The organism is Geobacillus sp. PK12 (assembly GCF_004123125.1).
GTDB lineage: Bacteria > Bacillota > Bacilli > Bacillales > Anoxybacillaceae > Geobacillus > Geobacillus zalihae.
The window spans coordinates 1-17,595 of record NZ_SDKL01000057.1 but is presented as its reverse complement, the minus strand read 5'-3'; the positions used below and the strand labels follow the sequence as shown (position 1 = coordinate 17,595).

Sequence of the window (17,595 nt, the reverse complement as noted above, 5' to 3'; positions counted from 1 at the left end):
GTGGTGTGAGAGGACGAGGGTTAGTCACCCTCTCCTACTCGATTATTGTCGGAAAATGTCATTCGCTTTTCGTTGACGAAAGGAAAAGAAGATTGCTAGAATGAGAGAAAATGAGTGACTATTCATAACGCTCCAGTCATTTGTGCAATCTTCCTCTTAGATGACGACCTACCTTTCGTAACAAGGCCTTTCTTGTAAGCCCTTACATAAATGAACTTGCCCCATGATCATCGATGGAGAAGCATCATATCCAGTGAGTTCGAGAAAAAATAGAAAAGGAGTGGTGACCGTGCGGCGGGCCGAGCCGTTGGTTACAACAGGCAGCCGCGGGCTGCAGGAAGATTCGTTTCCATTTCGGCTTTACCAAAAGGCCAAGCGGTTGGAAGCGGCGGCCCACGATTCGATGTTCGGCCCCGATCACCATGCCGACATCATGAATTTCACCGCCCGCCAACTGGCAGCGAGGATGGAAGTGTTGAAAAAAGCGCAGGAGAAACCGTTTGACGAGCTGTTTGGACTCGAAGAAAGCGAACATGTCGGGTGAGAGGGAGGCTAGGCCGAAAAACGGCTTTCTATACGTTGAACAGGCAGACGCCAACCGGCAATGATGACCGGCTGTTCGACGCCAATGGAAATCGATAGATGTCTATATTGAAGCCGGCAAGCAAGAAGGTGCGACCATTGTATGCGGAGGTCATGAAGTCGAAGTGCCCGGCTGTGAAGGCGGCCATTTTGTCGCGCCGACGATTTTTTCGAATGTCACGAATGACATGAAAATCGCCCAAGAAGAGATTTTCGGTCCAGTGTTGTCGATCATCCGCTATCATGACGTGGAAGAGGCAGTGGCGATGGCCAACGATACGATCTACGGGCTGGCGGCCGGCGTCTGGACGCGCGACGTCAACAAGGCGTACGCCATCGCCGGGCGTCTGCAGGCTGGGGTCGTCTGGATCAATGACTGGCATATGCTGCGCAATGACGCGCCGTTTGGCGGCTACAAGCAAAGCGGCATCGGGCGCGAGATGGGCAAATATTCGCTTGATGCTTACACGCAGCTGAAGCATGTGCACACATCAATGGTGCCGGAGCTTGAAAAGCGGAAATGGTATCAAGTGCTGTTTTCCCGCCTGCACGCTATGATGAAAAAGTAAAGGGGGACGAAGGAACATGACGACGTTAGCGAACTTTTGGCTGCGCACCGCCATTTACACCGGATCGAACGCCCGCGCGCTCGTGCCGGACTTGTTCCGCGGGCTGGGTGCTAAGCGGGTGCTATTGCTTTCCGACCGAGGACTCGAGCAGGCTGGGGTCGTGGAGAAAGTGGCCGATCTGTTTCGGCTGACAACGCGCGGCGTTGGACCGGAGCTGGCCGGCATCTTTTTAGATATTCGCCAAGATGCGGAGAGCGAATGCGTCAATGAAGCGGTGCGCTATGCGCGCGAGATCGGAGCTGACGCCTTGTTGGCGGTCGGCGGCGGCAGCGTGCTCGATACGGCCAAAGGGGTGAAATACGCCCTGTTTAAAGGGTTGCGTGACATTAAAGAGGCGATTCCAGGCGGGCTGCGGTACGAGTCGTTCCCGCAGGCGCAATTCATGCCGATTCCGCACATCGCCATCCCGACGACGGCCGGCACGGGGTCGGAAGTATCGCCGATCGCAGTCATTTATAATGAAGAGCTGCGCTTGAAAACGAACATCATCAATCCGTTTATCAATGCTGATGTGGCCGTTTTGGATCCTGATTTAACGGTAGGGCTTCCCCCGAAGGTGACGGCGTTTACCGGCATGGACGCGCTCACCCATGCCATTGAAGCGCTCGCCTCGCCGATGGCGACCGCCATGACCGATGCGTGCGCCTTGCAGGCGATCCGCCTGATCCGCGACTACTTGCCGATAGCGGTCCGCGACGGCGGAAACATCCGCGCCCGCTTGGAGATGCTGCAGGCGAGCCTGCTCGGCATCACCGCGTTCAGCTTTGCCTTAAACGCTATTCCGGTGCACAATTTCGCCCATGCGTACGGAGCGATGTTCCGCATTCCCCACGGATTGGCGAACGCTGTCTTTCTGCCGGTCGTGATGGAAGCGATTCCGGAGTTGTATTTGCCGAAAGCGAAGCTGCTCGCTCAAGCGCTTGGCATTCACGATCACGGCCAAGGAGACGATGTGCTGTTGGCGAAGTCCATTGAACGAATCCGCCAGCTGCGCGACGACATTGGCTTGCCAAGGGATTTTGCTGACTACCCGATCACGGCGGAGCAATTTGCCGCCACCATCCCGGCGGTTGCCTCCGATCCGGCCGCAGTCAGCTTCCCGATGCCGCCGGAATTGATTCAAGCCATCGGTGAGCGCGTCGTCAAGCTGACAGTGGAAAAAGGACAAGGCAAGTAGAAACAGGTGTCCCGTTCGGTATGCGGGACACCTGTTTTCGTGCCGGCTGTTCAGCCCCGCGGCCGTCCGATGACCGCATCTAACGACCAAAGCCGGCTGCCGTTCAGCCACAAATATACGGACATTGCAAGCAAGGCGAGGTTGAATTCATAGCCCGTTTCCCGTCCGTTGCCAAGCAAACCGGCGTCGGCTTTGGCGGTGGCGATGGCTCCGGCCATGATAATGACAAACACCGCCGCAATCGGCCGTGTGCCAAGGCCAAGCATCATCGCCCAGCCGCCGGCAAGCTCCACCATCGTCACGATGTAGGCGAGCCAGCCGGGAAGGCCCATAGCAACAAACGAATCCGTTGCCGCCTCAAGCCCCCGTTGCCATTTCACCCACCCATGGGCGAAAAAGATGAATCCGGTGACAATCCGCAATAGAAAAGCGCCTAGTTCGTGAGAATGCATCGGTTTTTGTCCTCCTTGTCCCAACAGCATGGTAGTACAATGTATGCGGGCGGGTCCGCCCCCATGCCTTTCATTCGCCATTTGACCAGCGATGGGCTACAATGGAGGGGAAGCGCGTCAAAAGTAGAGGAGGATGGCCATGAAAATTGAAGTATGGTCCGATTTTGTCTGCCCGTTTTGCTATATCGGCAAACGTCGCTTGGAACAGGCGCTTGAGCCATTTCCGCACCGGGAAAACGTTGAAATCGTATTCCGCAGCTTTGAACTCGATCCAAACGCACCAAACGAGACCCCGTTGACGATTCACGAAATCATCGCCAACAAATACGGCATTTCGCTTGAAGAAGCGAAGCGGGCGAACGCCGATATCGGCCGGCAGGCGGAGGCGGTCGGCTTGACGTTCCGCTTTGAGACGATGAAGCCGACGAACACGTTTGACGCCCACCGGTTGGCGCAATACGCCAAGGAAAAAGGGAAGCTGAACGACATGGTGGAACGGCTGTTTTATGCGTATTTCACGGAGTCGAAGCGAATCAGCGACCGCAATGTGCTGCTTGCGATCGCCGAAGCGGCCGGGCTTGAGCGGACGGAAGCGGAAGAAGTGTTGGCCAGCGGCCGCTACACACAAGAGGTGCGCCGCGATGAGGAAGAAGCGGCGGCGTTGGGCATCCGCGGTGTGCCGTTTTTTGTTTTCAACGGGAAGTATGCGATTTCCGGCGCCCAGCCGGTTGACGTGTTCCGGCGGGCGCTGGAGAAGGTATGGGAGGAAGAACAATCGCGGCCGCTGCAGCTTCTCGGTGAAGAGGGGCGGGCGTGTGGAGACGATGATTGCCGATTCAATTGAATCGATATGGAATGGTTGGGTAGAGGCGGTCTCAAAAGATCGTCTCTCTTTGAGAGATTCAATAGATAGATCGTGTCGCCGCAGTGATTTGTTCCTGCCTTCTTGCAAGAAAGAAAGGGTGTCCCGTTGCGTTGGGGACACCCTCTTTGATGATGAAGTTGTCATCCGATTAGGAAGTATGGTACATTTAATGATAATGAAAATCGTTTTTAAATCAGATGCGGAGGGAACAGTGATGGCCGATTTGTACGATGTCACCATTATCGGCGGCGGACCAGCGGGATTGTATGCATCGTTTTACAGCGGGCTGCGTCAAATGAAGACGAAGTTGATCGAGTACCAGCCGCAGTTGGGCGGCAAGTTGCATGTCTACCCGGAAAAGTTTATTTGGGATGTCGGAGGGCATGCGCCCATTACAGGAGAACAATTGATGAACCAATTGATCAAGCAGGCGCTGTTATTTGACCCAACAATCGTTTTGAATGAAAAAGTCACGGCCATCCTACGCCAACCGGACGGCACATTTTTGCTGCAAACCGCTTCAGGAGCGCAACATTGGTCCAAAACGGTCATTGTAGCAGTCGGAAGCGGCATCATCAAACCGAAAAAGCTGGACATCGAAGGGGCGGAAACATTTGAGGTGACGAATTTGCATTATACCGTCAAATCGCTCCAGCGATTTAAAGGGAAAACCGTGATCATTTCCGGCGGCGGCAATTCGGCGGTCGATTGGGCAAACGAGCTCGTGCCGATCGCCAAAACCGTTTATGTCACCTACCGAAACGAAGAGTTCAAAGGCCATGAAGCGCAAGTTTCACAGCTGCTTCACAGCGGGGCGGTTTGTTATTTTCATACATCGATTACGAAACTGATTGCTGATGCCCGCCATCATGCCATTGAGCAGGTCGAGCTGACCAACCATGCGACCGGTGAGGTCGTCCATCTGCCCGTGGATGAGGTGATCGTCAGCCATGGTTATGAAATTGACACTTCGCTTCTGAAAAACAGCCCTTTGCATATCGAAATGGTGGATGACTACTATATCGCGGGCAATGCGAACAGCGAGACTTCGGTGCCGGGGCTGTATGCGGCGGGCGACATTTTAAAGTATGACGGCAAACTTCATCTGATCGCCGGAGCTTTCCAAGACGCCGCCAATGCAGTCAACAGTGCCAAGCGGTTCATTGATCCATCAGCGGAACGATTTGCCATGGTCTCCTCTCATAACGAGCGGTTTCAAGAGAAAAATCAAGCGATCATCGAGCAGTTGATCAAGGGGGTATAGGGAGCAGGGTGAAATACCTTGCAATGAATTTCTTTTTCAGGTTTGGCAGACAAAAATAAGAAAGGGGTGTCCCGTTTCTGTCTGGGATCCCCCTTCGTTAGTTTTAACCGCGTTTGACAAAAAGCGGTAAGTCCGTATGCCCCATGCCGCGGACGTAGACGAACAGCTGGCCTTTATGATGAATTTCGTGATCCATTGCCATTTGCAACAACTGCTTGGCTGGAATTTGAATGCCGAAAATCGATGTTAAATCGAGCGTCCGGTCGAAGTCGTCATCGCTCATCGATTCGATGAGCTGCCTCGTTTTTTCCGTATATGTTTCCGCCAGCTTGGCCAAATTCGTCTCCGGCTCCTCGATTTTTTGCCGGAACAGCGATGGATCGCCGTGTTTTGCCGTATTAGCGAAATTGTAGAAGCTGAACAGCATATGCGTCGCCAGCTGCTTCGCTGTCATCGAGGTCGGCGTCGGTTTGTAATCATAATGCGCTTCGTCGATTTTGTGGATCAGTTCCAGCGTGACACGGCGGTGCGAAAGGAAATATTGCACCCATTGTTGTGCGCGGGACATGGCCATTCCTCCCTTTGGTTATGGACTTCTATTTTCTATTTTACCATAAAGGCTCTTCACCAAAAGTTGTACTTGATTTTTTCTGAACATACCCTATTTACGCTTGTGAGGGAAAATCAACAAATCCGTGATTTTTGCACATCTTTGTGCAGGAAACCGTATTGCTTGTCAAGTACATGTTGTGGTGAAGAGCCAAAAAGAAAAACGATTTTGTCCTTGACAAAATCGTTTTTCAACAGTCTGGGGTATAAATATTTATACCTTATTGTTTTGCTGATACAGTTGTACGATTTGTTCCTCCTGTTCGCTAATGATGACTTTTGGAACAGGCGTCGGTTTTTTGTTTTGATCGATGGCGACCATCGTCAAAAAGCATGTAGTGGTCAAGTGATGTTCGCCTGTAAATAAATCTTCTGTTTCGACTTTGACGAATACCTTCATGGATGTGCGTCCAGTCGAGTAGACGAATGCTTCAAGTTTTAAAATATCGCCTACTTTCGCGGACGAAATGAAATCAACTTTGTCGATCGAAACGGTGACGACCGCTTTTCGTGCATGGCGCATGGCGGATATTGCTGCAATTTCATCAATATACGCTAAAACGGTGCCGCCAAAAATCGTGCCAAGATGGTTCGTATCAGAAGGCAAAACGAGCCGCATTTGAATCGTTTTTGATTGCTCGACGTTTACTTCCATGACGGTTTCCCTCCGCAAGCCAAAAGTCGCTCCCGGTATTCGCGCGCGGCTTCCACCATCGCTTTGAGTGCGGCAATTGCTTCCTTTTCTTTTCGCGTTTTTAATCCGCAATCGGGATTGACCCAAAATTGTTCTGGACGAAGGACGCGAAGCGCTCGCTCGATTTGTTCGCTTATTTCTTTTTTTGTCGGAATGCGTGGGCTGTGAATGTCATAAACCCCTAAGCCGATTTCTTTTTTGTACTCATATGTTTCAAATGCAGCAATAAGCTCACCATGGCTTCGCGATGATTCAATGGAAATGACGTCGGCATCAAGTTTATCGATGACATGCATCATCTGTTCAAACTGTGAATAGCACATATGGGTATGAATTTGCGTTTCCTCTTTCACTGATGAGGTAGCAAGACGAAACGCCATAACGGCATCTTCCCAATAGGATGCGTGTTTTTCCTTTTTCAATGGCAATCCTTCCCGCAATGCTGGTTCATCGACTTGAATGATGCGTATGCCTTTCGCTTCCAAGCGCAACACTTCTTCACGAATGGCCAAGGCGAGCTGTGTCAGCACATGTTTTCGTGGAATGTCGTCGCGAACGAACGACCAGTTTAACATGGTTACAGGGCCTGTCAGCATGCCTTTGACAGGTTTATGGGTCAGCGACTGGGCATATACCGTTTCTTCTACGGTCATCGGTTGTTGGTAGGACACATGGCTAAAAATAATGGGCGGGCGAACACAACGTGATCCATACGATTGTACCCAGCCGTTTGTCGTGCATGCCATGCCTTGCAGCTTTTCACCGAAAAATTCTACCATATCTGTGCGCTCAAATTCCCCATGGACAAGCACGTCGAGCTGCAGTTGCTCTTGAATGTCGATCCATTTTGCGATTTCTTTCTTTATAAAGGACTTATATTGATGATCGTTCCATTCCCCTTTTTTCCACTTCATCCGAGCTTGACGCACGTCGCTCGTCTGCGGGAAGCTGCCGATTGTCGTTGTCGGCAACAGCGGGAGTTGCAAATGTGATTGTTGTATCTTTCGTCGTTTGCTGTAAGGTGTTCGGCTTACCGGAACGGCTGTGATCTCGTTTATTTGTTCTTGTTGTTTGCGGAACTTGGCTAAATTACTGTTTGTTTGTTCGTCGTATTGGATTAGCTTGTCGATTGTTGTGTTTCCTTTCATATATTCTGTCAGCATACGTATTTCATCTAATTTTTCATCGGCAAATGATAAAGCCCCAGCGAGCTCCGGCGGCAGTGAATGTTCGTGTTTTGTCGTGACAGGGACGTGCAGTAAGCTGCAAGACGGTTGAATGATCAGTTGTTCAGCAACGTTTGCTAGATGGTGAAGGAGCGTCGCTTTTTGGGCAAGCGAACTTTTCCATACATTGCGGCCATCTACAATCCCAGCAACTAATATTTTATCTTTCGGAAATCCATAGGTGTTTATGTTTTTCATGTTTTCGCCATTATCATGTACAAAGTCAAGCCCAATGCCTGCGACAGGTAAAGCAACGATTTCACGATAATGCGACACGCTATCAAAATATGTTTGTAAAATAAGGTTTATATTTGGTACACCGCGATGAAAAACTTCATATACATCACGAAATGCATCGACGATGTCATCGTCTATATCTTGGACGAGAATCGGTTCATCGATTTGGACGAATGACACGCCCGCTTCGCTTAGTTGTTTGAATAATTCTACATAAACAGGAACTAATCGTGCGAGATGTTTGCGCCACTCGTGTCGATCGTATTGCTTAGAAAGCAAAAGAAACGTAATCGGTCCAAGCAACACAGGTTTTGTTTCTAAATCGAATGTTTCTTTTACAAGGTTGTATTCTTTCAATAGGCGATTCTCCACTAATCTTGGCTTTGTTTGTCCAATTTCAGGCACGATGTAATGGTAATTTGTATTAAACCATTTCGTCATTTCAAGCGCATGTTGCCCATTTGTCCCGCGTGCCATCGCAAAATATTGCTCAAGTGTATCGTCTATTTGTTGAAATTGCTCTGGAATATATCCAAACATGAATGCTGTATCTAATACGTGATCGTATAAAGAAAAATCTCCAATTGGAATGAGATCGATTCCTTTCTCCATCTGTTTACGAATCGAATCAAGTCGAATCGCTTCCATCATTTTGGTGCATTGTTCTTTGGTGATCTGCCCATTCCAAAACGATTCTAACGTCTTTTTCCATTCTCTTTTCTCCCCAATGCGTGGATACCCTACATTTGAACTGCGGATGAACATGTGGAAGCACCTCCAGTTATTTGATCCCAATCAAGCAAAAAACCCTCTTCCAACGGAAGGAGGGTATAACTAGCTTGTATTGAGATACGTGAAGTGCCTCAATATCATATGTCCTCACTCCTCCCTATGACGCGTAGGTCGAAAGTGCATACAACAGGCAGGTCTCCTGACTTAGCTTCATCGCTGTTTATCTCCTTCCCATTTCAAATGAAACAGTGGATTGTGATAAACAGCTCTGCATCACAGTGGCGCGACCGTGTTGGATTTTCACCAAACTTCCCTTTTAAGGTTCACCACATGTGTGAACCACCTGTTGCGTGAACTGATTATTTGGTTGTATAAAATTTAGAATAAAAGAATTTTTTGTTTTTTTCAACCGAAATGTTTTTGTGAAGGGGTTTTAAGAGGCATAACGGCATAGTAAGCAGGGATATTTTTTGAGTTAATATTAGTATTTTATGTAAAAATATGTTTTTTGTGAAAATGCAGGACTGACGTGTGATTTTCATCCCCGGGTGGAGGGCAAAGTGCGCTGCCCATGGAATTTTTCTGCGAAAACAAAACACCGTTTCTTGTACATTCTTTCAGAAAGCCTTTTCCCTCTTTTCTGAAGAGTGTGCTAAATTTTTTGTGAATTGTTTCGGAGGCTCTTCACCAAAAGTTGTACATGATTTTTTCTGAACATACCCCATTTACGCTTGTAAGGGAAAATCAACAAATCAGTGATTTTTTCAAATCTTTGTGCAGGAAGCTGTATTGCTTGTCAAGTACATGTTGTGGTGAGGAGCCGTTTCGGGCGGAAATTTCCATTTGTTTCAAAGATGGGGAGGAAATTTGATCAAGTTTCACGACTTTGTCATTGACATTCAAATGTATATGGATGGTGGGAAAGACGAGGAGGAGATCCAGATGGATAAGTCGATGAGACACGACATCGCACTGTTTCGGTACAGGATGATCGCTCCGTTGGTGAATGGGCACCTCGACCTGCCTTCCGTTTTGCCTATTCGATCGAGCTTGGCTCTGTTCCCATGTCTTGATCCGACAGCTACTCTTGGCAACACCGGACGCATCCCAGCGTCGACTCGGTTCGGCCTGCTCTTGCTTTGGTTCATTTCCTCTGTGGCAACGGAAAAAATCGCCCTTATTCATTACAGAAATCTTGTGCTCCTCTCCCCCTTAAAGGAGTGGGAGGAAGCGCAATATGGTATAATTTTCTTGACGATTGGAATGCGCCAAGCCTGTTCCGTCCGTCTCTATCCGACAAAAGAACAGGAACCGTATATCCGGAGCATCATAGGATGTTGCCGATTTGTGTACAATCATTTTCTCACTCGCTGGACAGAAGGCCGCCTTGAAGGCATATGTTTGTGTGCACGAATGGTCCACGTTGAAAGAATAGTTCCTCCGGTTTTGGAAAGATGAAAGTAAACCATGAAAATCATGCACGCGAGGTAGTGGACAGGCGTCATGATGAAAAGGGGTGGGTAAAGATGGAACATCACTCTTCGTCCCATGTTCCGCGCATAAAAGTGCTCATCGCCGATGACAATCCCTTTGTCCGCGAAGGGCTGCGGATCATCTTAAGCACGTATGACGAGTTTGATGTCGCCGCGACTGTAGGCGATGGGAAAGAGGCAGTGGAATATTGTCGACATCATGAAGTTGATGTCGCGTTATTGGATGTGCGCATGCCGAACATGAATGGAGTGGAAGCGACAAAGCTTCTATGCGAGCAGACGAAGACAAAGCCGCTCATCTTGACGACGTTTGATGATGATGAATACATTCTAGACGCCATTCAATACGGTGCAAAAGGATATTTTTTGAAAAATACCGATCCGGAACGAATCCGCGAAGCGATCAAAGCGGTTTATCACGGCCAAGTGGTGATGCAGGAGATTGTGATGGACAAAATTAAGTCCAACTTAAAAGAAGAAACAGAAGCAGCCCCGAAAATCGATAAAAGCCTGTTTACGGAACGAGAGTTGGACATTATGGCGCTCATTGCGAAGGGGCTTTCGAATAAAGAGATTGCCAAACAGCTATTTCTCTCCGAGGGAACGGTGGCCAATTACATCACATCGATTTTGGACAAAACCGGACTGCAACATCGAACGCAAATTGCCGTTTATTATCTGACGGGAAAAGTCGGCTGAGGGGATGTTATGGAATCGCTGCTGATCATTTACAAGCTGATTGTATGGGGCTATGCGGCATTCGATTACATTTCATCGAAACAGAGAACGGGAGCGGGCTTTGTTCTAGTCTCTCTGATCTATTTTTGTCTTCAGCTGTTTGCCCTGATCGTTCGCCATATGAGTTGGAAAAGGGGAGCGGCGTTTGGTTCCGTTGCTCTTCTCGTTCTAGCCGCCGCCTTTGTGGAGCCGTTATGGGCGTTGTTGCTGCCTCTCAATGGGTATGAGCTGGCCTCCGTGTATATCCACCGAGTTTGGGGGATCGGGGCGGTGTTGTTGACGCCGATGATTTGGCTTGATCCATCGGCGGGGAAATTATACGGCTTTGTGGCATTGTTCAGTTTTGTCAGCGTGACGGCAGTCAAGCGGCACATCGAGCGGATGGAACAACAAGAAGATCGTTTGGATCAAATGCGCAACGATTTGCATCGGCTGACAAGAAGGATCAGCGAATATCATCAATACATCAAGCAGTCGGAATATACGTTGCAGTTGGAAGAACGGAACCGTCTGTCGCAGCGCATCCATGACCAAATCGGCCACTCGCTCGCTGGAGCGCTCATTCAGATGGAGGCGGCCAAACGGTTGATGGATGGGGACCGCGACAAGGCGAAACAACTGTTGGAAAACGCCATCCATATTTCCAAAGAAGGCATGGAACAAATCCGGATGACATTAAAACAGATCAAGCCACCGCTCGAGCAAATCGGGCTGAATCGGGTGAAATTATTCATTGAGGAATTTTCCGCCCAACATCATCTCCCGGTTCCGCTCGTATGCAAAGGGGATTTGGATGTGATTACACCAATCCAATGGAAAGTGATTTATGAGAACATTGCCGAAGCGTTGACGAATGCGAGCAAATACGCTGAGGCCACGGCCATTGCCGTTGAAATTCACGTGTTGAATCGAGTCATCAAGGTGGAAGTGAAAGATAACGGGAAAGGTGCGGCCAAGATCAAGAAAGGACTCGGGATCATCGGCATGGAGGAACGGGCGGCCTCTGTTCATGGCACGGTCATTGTCGATGGAACGAACGGTTTCTCTGTCACGACGTTGCTTCCGATTCATGAGTAAATCGTGAATTTTCTCATGTCAACGAGATGAATTCCTGCACTTACAGGAGTTCATCTTTTTTTCTATAATCAATAACACCAAGCATGGAAAGAAGGTGGAACGATGAACATTTTAGAGATCAAACAAGTGACCAAAAAATTTGGTGACTTCATCGCTGTCGATCATATGTCTCTTACGGTTGCCGAAGGAGAAATTTTTGGCTTCCTCGGAGCCAATGGCGCGGGAAAAAGCACAACCATCAATATGATTGCTGGGTTGCTGCGCCCGAATGCAGGAGAAATCAAGATTCTCGGCAAGGACATCGCCAAGCATCGCCAGTTTGCCAAACGACAGATCGGCATCGTGCCTCAAGAAATCGCCATCTATGAAAATTTGACGGCGTATGAGAATGTTGAATTTTTTGCCGGGTTGTATGGACTGCGCGGCGCGGAGTTGCGCCAGCGGGTTGAAGAGGCGCTCGAGTTTGTCGGTTTAAGCGATAAGCGCAAAATTTATCCGAAACATTTCTCAGGGGGAATGAAACGGAGGCTCAATATCGCCTGCGCTCTTGCCCATCGGCCGAAGCTCATCATTATGGACGAACCAACAGTCGGCATCGATCCGCAGTCGCGAAATTATATTTTGGCTTCGGTGAAAAAGCTCAATGAGATGGGATGCACGATCATTTATACAAGCCACTATATGGAGGAAGTGGAGGAGATTTGCACACGGATCGCCATCATTGATCATGGAAAGATCATCGCAGAGGGGACAAAGGAGCAGCTGGAAGCGATTATCACCGATACAAAAGATATTTGGCTGGAAATCAGGGGGATGGATCGGCTCAACAAGCAGCATCTTCAAGACATTCCCGGGGTCAAGGCGGTGCAATGTGAAGAAAATATGATCAAAATCAGTTCGGATATCAGTGTCAATAATTTAAACGAAATTGTGCAATGCCTGATCAATGACGGTGTCGAAATCCGTTCGCTTGAAGACAAATCACCGAACTTGGAAACGGTCTTTCTGGCGCTGACGGGGAGAAATTTGCGGGATTAGCTGTTTGGAGTGCCATCATGCGAGGGAGGTGCTTCTTTTGAATATTTTTCGCATTGCAGCCAAGGAAATCAAAAGCGATTTTCGTGATGTCCGGACGCTATTTTTTATGCTGCTGTTTCCGATCGTACTGATGTTCATCTTAGGAACAGCCCTTTCCAACACGTTTCACTGGACGATTTCCGTCGGTGATGTACACGTCTTGTACAACGATCAAAAAGCAGGGCCGTTGTCGCCGTATATTCAAACGATGATCCAAGCAGGGAAGAAAGCCCACATCGATTTTCAAAAGGCATCCGACCGGATAAAAGGAACGAAAGCGGTGCAGGAAGGAAAAGCGGATGGATACATTGAGATCCGCCCGCATGGAGTGGAGTTGTACACCAATGAGCGCAACAAGATCAAAGGAAGCATTGTAGAGGGGGTGATGGCCGCGTTTGTCGGCCGATGCCAGCTGGCGATGGCCGTTTCAGAGGTGAAGCCTGGTTTTGTTCCATCCAATAAACATGTGCATGATGAGTATATTCAAGAACGGTCGCTGCATTCCAAGCGCAAACCGGGAGCGATGGATTATTATGCGGTGGCGATGACAACGATGATTGCTTTATACAGCGCATTGCCGGGCAGTTCGTTGCTGCGGGGGGAGCGGACGCGGAAGACGGCTGATCGCCTTTTGGCTGCTCCTGTTCGCAAAAGCGAGATTTTTATTGGAAAGCTGACCGGGAACGTGGCGGCGAATTTTCTTTGTGTTGCGGTCGTCATGTTGTTCAGCCAATGGGTGTTTCATGCCGATTGGGGGCATCACGTCAGCCTCGTATGGCTGCTTCTGTTGACCGAGGTGGTCTTAGCCATCAGCTTTGGTCTAGGGATGAGCTATATGGCAAGGACGGAAGGAGCGGCGCGAACGATTGCGATGGTCATCATTCAGCTGTCTTCCTTTTTCGGCGGCGCTTATTTTCCGATCGATGAAACAGCATGGTATGCCCATTTGTCTCCGCTTTCTTGGATGAATGACACGATTTTCAAAATCGTGTATGCGAACGATTTGTCAAGCGTCGTTCCTACTATGCTGCTGAATATCGGTATAGCGGCGTTGTTTTTGATGATCGCTGTCGTGTCGATGGCGAGACGGGAGGGATTATAAGGTGAATGACGTCATCTGGTTGGTGAGATATACGTTAAAGCGAACGTTTCGTTGGAAAATCAATTTTTTGCTCTATTTCGGCACCCCTTTGGCCGCGATTCTGTTGTCCTTGTTTGCTTACGGAAGCTCCCCGGCCAAGGATGTGCGCATCGGGGTGGTCAATGAGGATCATGGGCGGATTTCCGATGATACGATCCGTTTTCTGAAAAGCCTTGATCATCTCTCCGTGAAAAGCGTGAAGTTATCAGCGGTGGACGACCAAATCACCTCGCAAAAGGTGGATGGCGTGCTGATTTTCCCCCAAGGGTTTTCCGAAAGCGTTCAGCACGGCCAGCCCCGGCCGATCGAACTTGTCTCGCTCAAGGGAGCGGAAATCACGATGTTCATCAAGTCGTACTTGCATGAATACATCGATCATTTGGCGACATTGGGGCGATTGGCCAATGGGGATCGCGATCTCTTTTGGAAGATGTATGAACGGTATCAACAAGCGCCGTTCCGCCTGTCCGTTCACTCGCTGTCCGACACAGCCAAACAAAAAGGGGTCACGTATCAAACGATCGGTTATTTGGTCATGATTATGTTGATGTCAGCGGGAAATTTGACGGAGATCATCATCAAAGAAAAAGAAGAGCGCACCTATTCCCGCTTATTGACGACGCCGATTCAAGCGAGAACGTATGTGTTATCGAATATCGTGGTGAATTTGTTGATGATGACGGCACAAATCATCGTGACACTCGTGGCCATGAAGAACATCTTTCATATTGATCCTCATATTCCGATGTGGCAAATGGCCCTGGTGCTCCTGCTTTTCTCTTTATCCGCGATCGGCTTGTCTTTGATTACAGTGATGTTTGCGAACAGCTCTGCTTCCGCCGGGGCGCTGCAGCCATTGATTACCGTGCCGACATGTATGCTGGCCGGCTGTTTTTGGCCGGTCGAGCTGATGCCGGAATTTTTGCAAAAAGCGGCGTATTTTATACCGCAGCGGTGGGCGCTCGATTGTTTGGTAAAGCTGCAGGAGGGGCGCTCTTTCGGAAGTTTGTATTGGCATCTGTTGATTCTTCTCGCCTTTGCGCTGACCTTTTTCCTTCTGGCTGTTTACAAGTTCAGTCGAAGCCAACAGAGTGGACAGTTTGTATAATGCCTAGCGGTCTATGTTTTCTTGTATGGCTGTGTGGGGGGCTTTCATCATATCGAACAAGTCGATCAGCGGGAATGTCAGGTGCAGTCGTTTTTTTGACTGCGCCTTATTTGTTGGCCTTGGGGAAGTATCTATGGCATTTTGGAGTGCCACGCTTATGCTAACAGTGCCATATTCCGAAACGACGAAGGATGTGAAAGGAGAAGAAAAATGGTTAAAATTTTTCTCGATCCAGGTCACGGTGGGAACGATGCCGGCGCGGTCGGCAACGGGTTGTTGGAAAAAGACATTACGTTGTTTATCGCTCTCGAAATCAATCGTCTGCTGCAAAATGAGTATGAAGGAGTTTCCGTGCAGCTAAGCCGAACAAAAGATGAAACGGTGTCACTTGATGAGCGGACGGACCGGGCCAATCAATGGGGGGCGGATGTATACGTCGCGATTCACGTGAATGCTGGCGGCGGCACGGGGTATGAAGATTATATTTATAATCGGCTCGATGACGATTCGGCAACAGCCCGCATTCGTGATGCCATTCATGAAGAAGTCGTCAAAGCTACGGGATTTCGCGATCGTGGGAAAAAGAAAGCGAATTTTCATGTGCTGCGGGAGACCGCGATGCCAGCCGTGCTCACGGAGAACGGGTTTATTGACCGGGAAGAGGATGCAGGAAAACTGAATGATACCCGTTTTTTGCGCATGGTCGCCCGCGGGCATGTGAACGGGTTGGAGCGGGCGCTTGGGCTGCGGAAGAAACCGAATGCTCCGAACGATCCTCCGCCAAGCAGGCCGGACGAAGGAGGGGGACAGGCGCCAAGTGGGAGTGATTTGACGCGCGTCATCGTGGATGGGACGCAAGTCGGGGCATTTGCGGAGAAGGAAAATGTGCTGCGCCAAGTGGAGCGTTATTTAGGAAAAGCAAAATACATTGTGTTGGAGCGGATTGGAATGTAAATAAGAAAGGCTTGCCTAGTTTTCGCTGGGCAAGCTTTTTGTTTGTTTGTCTTGGTGAGCTCGCCGCTTCTTTCGCGATCTTTCCCTCATATGAGTATAGCGAAACACGCAAGGAGGGGAAGAATGTGTTCACCTATTCGATCGTGCAGCTCGCTCGCCGCCATGCAGCGCGGCTTGACCGTCCGCTTCGTCATGCGCTTGTCAATATGTATAAGCCCATGATGCGCATGCCGTGCATTTTCCATCGTTGGGTGGAGCGATGGCTGAGGAAATGGCGGACGCTTTCCGTCTTGATTGAAGTCGAAAATGCTGAAGGGATGGAGGCAGTGGCCAAGGCGGAACGCGATCATTTCCGTATGAAAGTACGCCACCATTTTCGCCATGTTCCCTTCTACAGCGCACGGGTGACGCCGGCAGCGATTGAGCAGCTGCTCGAGCATCCGAAAGTGAAAAAAGTGTACCTCAATCGGCAGGTCAAGGCGCTGTTAAACAATGCAGTCCCATCGGCCAATGCCAAACATGTGGCTGTCAACGGAACGGAGTTAAGCGGAAAAGGAGTGACGATCGCCATTGTCGACACAGGCATTTACCCGCACCCGGATTTGGAGGGGAGGATTGCTGCCTTTGTCGATTTTGTCAATGGGCGCACAACCCCGTATGATGACAACGGCCACGGTACGCATTGCGCCGGCGATGCGGCCGGAAACGGGCGCATGTCGGACGGGCTGTATGCCGGACCGGCGTATGAGGCAAGCCTCATTGGTATCAAGGTGCTCGACCGTTCGGGAAGCGGGACGCTCGAGACGATCATACGCGGCATTGAGTGGTGCATTGATTACAATAAGAAAAACTCGGCCAAGCGAATCCATATTATTTCCTTATCGCTTGGAGGGGAGCCGCAGCCGTTTCCGATAGAAAATGATGATCCGCTCGTGCAAGTCGCGGAGCGGGCGTGGGAGCAGGGCATTGTCGTCTGTGCGGCGGCAGGGAATGAAGGGCCGAATTATGGGACGATTTCAAGCCCGGGCATTAGCGACCGCATCATTACCGTCGGTGCTCTTGACGATCATGATACGGCGGCAACGCGCGCCGACGATGAGGTGGCGTCGTTTTCGAGCCGAGGGCCGACCGAGTATGGGGTGACAAAACCGGATCTCGTCGTTCCCGGGGTCAACATTATATCGCTTCGCGCCCCGCGTTCATTTCTTGACAAGATGAATAAGCAAAGCCGGGTCGGTGACCATTATATATCGATGTCCGGTACATCGATGGCGACGCCGATTTGCGCCGGCATTGTCGCGTTGATGCTTCAGGCCAAACCAAATGCAACGCCGGATGAAATCAAGCAGGCGTTAAAAGACGGCGCCGATTTGTGGAAAGGGCGCGACCCGAACGTATATGGGGCGGGTTACGTGAATGCGAAGCGGGCCATTGAGCAACTGCTGCAGCGCTAGAAAAAAGAGGGAGGCGATCATTGATCGCTTCCCTCTTCACGGGTGCGCCCGGCATGGGTGCAGTCTATAGGGTGAAAGTCCCGAAC

The 17,595-nt window shown here is 49.8% G+C and carries 16 protein-coding genes, 2 pseudogenes and 1 riboswitch; of the genes and pseudogenes, 14 read left to right on the top strand and 4 right to left on the bottom strand.

Annotated elements, in window-relative coordinates:
• Positions 1-253 precede the first annotated feature (253 nt).
• From ETR37_RS15600 to ETR37_RS15590, 3 genes and pseudogenes are all read left to right on the top strand, one after another.
• Positions 254-544 carry a hypothetical protein gene (locus ETR37_RS15600; protein WP_240673910.1) on the top strand — a complete coding sequence of 97 codons (291 nt, stop codon included), beginning with the start codon at positions 254-256 and terminating at the stop codon, positions 542-544.
• A 91-nt stretch (positions 545-635) separates the two neighbouring features.
• A pseudogene (locus ETR37_RS15595) lies at positions 636-1,151 on the top strand (aldehyde dehydrogenase family protein); the annotation flags it as partial.
• A gap of 16 nt (positions 1,152-1,167) precedes the next feature.
• Positions 1,168-2,388, top strand: a complete 1,221-nt coding sequence (locus ETR37_RS15590; protein WP_020754702.1) for an iron-containing alcohol dehydrogenase — start codon at positions 1,168-1,170, stop codon at positions 2,386-2,388.
• Between the two features lie 50 nt (positions 2,389-2,438).
• Here ETR37_RS15590 and ETR37_RS15585 read toward each other — a convergent pair whose 3' ends face one another.
• On the bottom strand, positions 2,439-2,840 hold the full coding sequence (locus tag ETR37_RS15585) for a DoxX family protein (RefSeq protein ID WP_033005326.1): 402 nt from the start codon (positions 2,838-2,840) through the stop codon (positions 2,439-2,441).
• Positions 2,841-2,979: 139 nt separating this feature from the next.
• Here ETR37_RS15585 and ETR37_RS15580 point away from each other — a divergent pair, with 139 nt between their 5' ends.
• Both ETR37_RS15580 and ETR37_RS15575 read left to right on the top strand, forming a co-directional pair.
• Positions 2,980-3,684 (top strand): DsbA family oxidoreductase, encoded by a 705-nt coding sequence (locus tag ETR37_RS15580; protein ID WP_033005329.1) that lies wholly within the window; start codon positions 2,980-2,982, stop codon positions 3,682-3,684.
• 235 nt (positions 3,685-3,919) lie between these two features.
• The gene (locus tag ETR37_RS15575) at positions 3,920-4,969 is read left to right on the top strand and encodes an NAD(P)/FAD-dependent oxidoreductase (RefSeq protein WP_020754705.1); all 1,050 of its coding nucleotides are present in this window, start codon (positions 3,920-3,922) and stop codon (positions 4,967-4,969) included.
• 103 nt (positions 4,970-5,072) lie between these two features.
• Here ETR37_RS15575 and ETR37_RS15570 read toward each other — a convergent pair whose 3' ends face one another.
• The 3 genes from ETR37_RS15570 to metE all read right to left on the bottom strand — a co-directional run bounded on the left by ETR37_RS15570 (position 5,073) and on the right by metE (position 8,500).
• Positions 5,073-5,537, bottom strand: a complete 465-nt coding sequence (locus tag ETR37_RS15570; protein WP_014194655.1) for a DinB family protein — start codon at positions 5,535-5,537, stop codon at positions 5,073-5,075.
• A 255-nt stretch (positions 5,538-5,792) separates the two neighbouring features.
• Positions 5,793-6,233 (bottom strand): acyl-CoA thioesterase, encoded by a 441-nt coding sequence (locus ETR37_RS15565; protein WP_014194656.1) that lies wholly within the window; start codon positions 6,231-6,233, stop codon positions 5,793-5,795.
• Positions 6,224-8,500 (bottom strand): 5-methyltetrahydropteroyltriglutamate--homocysteine S-methyltransferase, encoded by a 2,277-nt coding sequence (metE, locus tag ETR37_RS15560; RefSeq protein WP_014194657.1) that lies wholly within the window; start codon positions 8,498-8,500, stop codon positions 6,224-6,226. The genes ETR37_RS15565 and metE overlap by 10 nt, the downstream gene beginning before the upstream one ends.
• Before the next feature lie 139 nt (positions 8,501-8,639).
• Positions 8,640-8,829, bottom strand: a riboswitch (cobalamin riboswitch).
• Between the two features lie 580 nt (positions 8,830-9,409).
• Between metE and ETR37_RS19855 the strand changes: the two are divergent.
• The 9 genes and pseudogenes from ETR37_RS19855 to ETR37_RS15520 form a co-directional block, all read left to right on the top strand.
• Positions 9,410-9,487, top strand: a pseudogene (locus ETR37_RS19855) (helix-turn-helix domain-containing protein); the annotation flags it as partial.
• On the top strand, positions 9,470-9,925 hold the full coding sequence (locus ETR37_RS20815; protein ID WP_369770202.1) for a helix-turn-helix domain-containing protein: 456 nt from the start codon (positions 9,470-9,472) through the stop codon (positions 9,923-9,925). The pseudogene ETR37_RS19855 and the gene ETR37_RS20815, both read left to right, overlap by 18 nt.
• Positions 9,926-9,993: 68 nt before the next feature.
• A complete protein-coding gene (locus ETR37_RS15550) occupies positions 9,994-10,659 on the top strand; it encodes a response regulator (RefSeq protein WP_011229715.1) in 666 nt (221 codons plus the stop codon).
• Positions 10,660-10,668: 9 nt separating this feature from the next.
• Positions 10,669-11,775, top strand: a complete 1,107-nt coding sequence (locus ETR37_RS15545) for a sensor histidine kinase (RefSeq protein WP_014194660.1) — start codon at positions 10,669-10,671, stop codon at positions 11,773-11,775.
• A gap of 102 nt (positions 11,776-11,877) precedes the next feature.
• Positions 11,878-12,813, top strand: coding sequence for an ABC transporter ATP-binding protein (locus tag ETR37_RS15540; protein WP_062898312.1), 936 nt, complete (start codon positions 11,878-11,880; stop codon positions 12,811-12,813).
• Positions 12,814-12,850: 37 nt separating this feature from the next.
• Positions 12,851-13,954 carry an ABC transporter permease gene (locus tag ETR37_RS15535; protein WP_014194662.1) on the top strand — a complete coding sequence of 368 codons (1,104 nt, stop codon included), beginning with the start codon at positions 12,851-12,853 and terminating at the stop codon, positions 13,952-13,954.
• 1 nt (position 13,955) lies between these two features.
• Complete coding sequence (locus tag ETR37_RS15530; protein ID WP_014194663.1) at positions 13,956-15,101, top strand: ABC transporter permease; 1,146 nt, start codon at positions 13,956-13,958, stop codon at positions 15,099-15,101.
• A gap of 210 nt (positions 15,102-15,311) precedes the next feature.
• Positions 15,312-16,055: an N-acetylmuramoyl-L-alanine amidase family protein gene (locus ETR37_RS15525; RefSeq protein WP_033024524.1), complete on the top strand. Its 744-nt coding sequence runs from the start codon at positions 15,312-15,314 to the stop codon at positions 16,053-16,055.
• Between the two features lie 125 nt (positions 16,056-16,180).
• Positions 16,181-17,509, top strand: a complete 1,329-nt coding sequence (locus tag ETR37_RS15520; RefSeq protein ID WP_047757494.1) for a S8 family serine peptidase — start codon at positions 16,181-16,183, stop codon at positions 17,507-17,509.
• The last annotated feature ends 86 nt before the right edge of the window (positions 17,510-17,595 follow it).

Coding starts and splice junctions, on each gene's coding strand:
- metE (WP_014194657.1), bottom strand. CDS start 8,500: ATGTTCATCCGCAGTTCAAATGTAGGGTATCCACGCATTGGGGAGAAA.
- ETR37_RS15545 (WP_014194660.1), top strand. CDS start 10,669: ATGGAATCGCTGCTGATCATTTACAAGCTGATTGTATGGGGCTATGCG.
- ETR37_RS15525 (WP_033024524.1), top strand. CDS start 15,312: ATGGTTAAAATTTTTCTCGATCCAGGTCACGGTGGGAACGATGCCGGC.
- ETR37_RS15590 (WP_020754702.1), top strand. CDS start 1,168: ATGACGACGTTAGCGAACTTTTGGCTGCGCACCGCCATTTACACCGGA.
- ETR37_RS15575 (WP_020754705.1), top strand. CDS start 3,920: ATGGCCGATTTGTACGATGTCACCATTATCGGCGGCGGACCAGCGGGA.
- ETR37_RS15565 (WP_014194656.1), bottom strand. CDS start 6,233: ATGGAAGTAAACGTCGAGCAATCAAAAACGATTCAAATGCGGCTCGTT.
- ETR37_RS15570 (WP_014194655.1), bottom strand. CDS start 5,537: ATGTCCCGCGCACAACAATGGGTGCAATATTTCCTTTCGCACCGCCGT.
- ETR37_RS15540 (WP_062898312.1), top strand. CDS start 11,878: ATGAACATTTTAGAGATCAAACAAGTGACCAAAAAATTTGGTGACTTC.
- ETR37_RS15585 (WP_033005326.1), bottom strand. CDS start 2,840: ATGCATTCTCACGAACTAGGCGCTTTTCTATTGCGGATTGTCACCGGA.
- ETR37_RS15580 (WP_033005329.1), top strand. CDS start 2,980: ATGAAAATTGAAGTATGGTCCGATTTTGTCTGCCCGTTTTGCTATATC.
- ETR37_RS15550 (WP_011229715.1), top strand. CDS start 9,994: ATGGAACATCACTCTTCGTCCCATGTTCCGCGCATAAAAGTGCTCATC.